The organism is Cryobacterium sp. 10I1, from assembly GCF_035019805.1.
Classification (GTDB): domain Bacteria; phylum Actinomycetota; class Actinomycetes; order Actinomycetales; family Microbacteriaceae; genus Cryobacterium; species Cryobacterium glucosi.
Map to the genome: position 1 here is coordinate 1 of NZ_JASJVF010000398.1, position 1,972 is coordinate 1,972.

The window sequence follows — 1,972 nt, forward strand, 5'->3', positions numbered from 1 at the left end:
CCCTCGCGGAGGCCGAGGCGCACGGCCGGCCACTCGGCAGCGATGATCGAGAACACCACGGTGTCGCGCACGGCGCCCTCCGGCCCGACGGAGTGGCTGCGGAGCACGCCGTCCTGCTTCGCACCGAGCGCTGCGATCGCGGCGCGGGACTGCCGGTTGTGCCAGTGCGTGCGGAACTCGACCGCGATGCAGTCGAGCTCCTCGAAGGCATACCCGAGCAGCAGCAGCTTCGCCTCCCGGTTGGCGCCGGTGCCCTGGGCGCTCTTTCCCAGCCACGTCGAGCCGATCTCGAGCCGCTGCTGGTCGGGGCTCGGGTGCATAAAGGTCGTCATGCCGACCATGGCCCCCGTCGAGGTCAGGCGGATGCCCCACGGCATCATCTGCCCGGACGCGGCGAGCGCGAGGCGCCGGTCGATCTCCGCGGCCATGGCCTCCGGCCGCGGGACCGCCGTGTACCAGGCACGCCACAGCTCGCCCTCCGCCACGGCGACGGCGAGTTCGGCCGCGTGCTCAGGGGCGAGTGGCTCGAGGGTGACGCGGGTTCCGGAGAGTCGGGGCGCTGCGGCGAATTCCATGCCTCGACCCTATTCGATCGGATTCTGCCGTTAAACACCGACAGGGGGTTGTCGCACGCGGGCTCGAGACTGGCTCCTGCCGGGATGCTCCCGGCCAGACAAGGACCGTACCGATGAACCTCGTATCCGTTCGATTGATCACCGACGACGTGAAGCGCCTGGTCGCCTTCTACGAACGCGCACTCCGCACACCGGCCAGCTCGTCGACCGATGACTTCGCCGAGATACGCACCCCGACAGGGACTCTGGCGATCGGCAGCACGCGGACCGTCGGCCTCTTCGGGCCCGGAGCCGCGCGCCCGGCCGACAACCACACCGCGATCATCGAGTTCCTCGTCGCGGACGTCGACGCCGAATACGCCAGGCTCTCCCCCTGGCTCACCGATGTCGTCACCGTGCCAACAACCATGCCCTGGGGCAACCGGTCCCTGCTGGTGCGCGACCCCGACGGTACTCTGCTCAACTTCTTCACACCCGTGACAGCGGACGCCGCCGCCAGGTTCGCCGGCCACGACCGGTAGGGCCGGGCTCAGACTCAGGCCCAGGGCCCTGGCCGCGATGCCGGCGTGTACACCGGCCACCGCCGTGTGCCCGTCGCCTACCCCAGGTCGAGCCGGGTGACGACGCCGTACGGGATGTCCAGATCGTCCCTGGCCAGCGGGCGGGGATCGGGCGTCTCTGCCGTCACCGACACGGACACGATCCGGTCGACGCGGAAGGCGCGCACGCCGTCGCGCAGCCGGCACCAGCCGAGCAGGTACCAGTGCGTCGGCGATCCGACGTAGCCGAGCGGTTCGACGTCGCGCCGGGTCAGGGCGCCTGCCGTGTCCCGGTAGGCGAGGCGCAGCACCCGGCCGGTCGACAGGGCGCTCGCCACGCTGTGCGGAACCGCCGGGAGCGGATGCCCGTCGCCGAGCAGGTGGATGCGCCCGGCCAGCTCCCGTGCGGCACGCGCGTCGTCAGCCTGCATCGCGGCCAGGAGTTTGGGCAGGGCGGAGCGTGCGGCGGCCCGGAACGGCGTTTCCTCGAGCAGTCGGAGACCGACGGAGAGGGCGACGGCCTCGTCCGGGGTGAGGTTCACCGGTGGAAGTGTCCGCCGCTGGTCCAGACAATAGCCGCCGGTGCGCCCGTGCTCGGCCCAGATCGGCACCCCGGACTGTTGCAGTGCACTGATGTCGCGCTCGATCGTGCGCGAGCTGATCTCGAAGCGCCCGGCCAGCCATCCCGCACTGCGTGGGCGTGGCGCGACCGCGCGCAGTTCCTCCACGATCGCATAGAGGCGGTCGGTCCGGTTCACGCCAGCCACTCTAACGGCAGGCACCGACCTTGCCGTCAAGGATCGGTAGGCTTAAGAGACGTGCGACCCGCGCCCCAAGCGCCCGGGGAGACGGAGATGG

3 protein-coding genes are annotated in these 1,972 nt (G+C 70.9%); 1 reads left to right on the forward strand and 2 read right to left on the reverse strand.

Annotation, left to right across the window (positions count from 1 at the left end; genetic code table 11):
• The coding region (locus QN345_RS18425) for a GNAT family protein (protein WP_323509044.1) at positions 1–575 on the reverse strand (575 nt) is incomplete at its 3' end.
• A 113-nt stretch (positions 576–688) separates the two neighbouring features.
• On the opposite strand from QN345_RS18425, the gene QN345_RS18430 reads away from it, so the two are divergent.
• Positions 689–1,096 carry a VOC family protein gene (locus QN345_RS18430; RefSeq protein ID WP_322189755.1) on the forward strand — a complete coding sequence of 136 codons (408 nt, stop codon included), beginning with the start codon at positions 689–691 and terminating at the stop codon, positions 1,094–1,096.
• Positions 1,097–1,173: 77 nt separating this feature from the next.
• On the opposite strand, the gene QN345_RS18435 is transcribed toward QN345_RS18430, so the two are convergent.
• Positions 1,174–1,872: a helix-turn-helix transcriptional regulator gene (locus tag QN345_RS18435; RefSeq protein ID WP_174774628.1), complete on the reverse strand. Its 699-nt coding sequence runs from the start codon at positions 1,870–1,872 to the stop codon at positions 1,174–1,176.
• Positions 1,873–1,972: the final 100 nt, after the last annotated feature.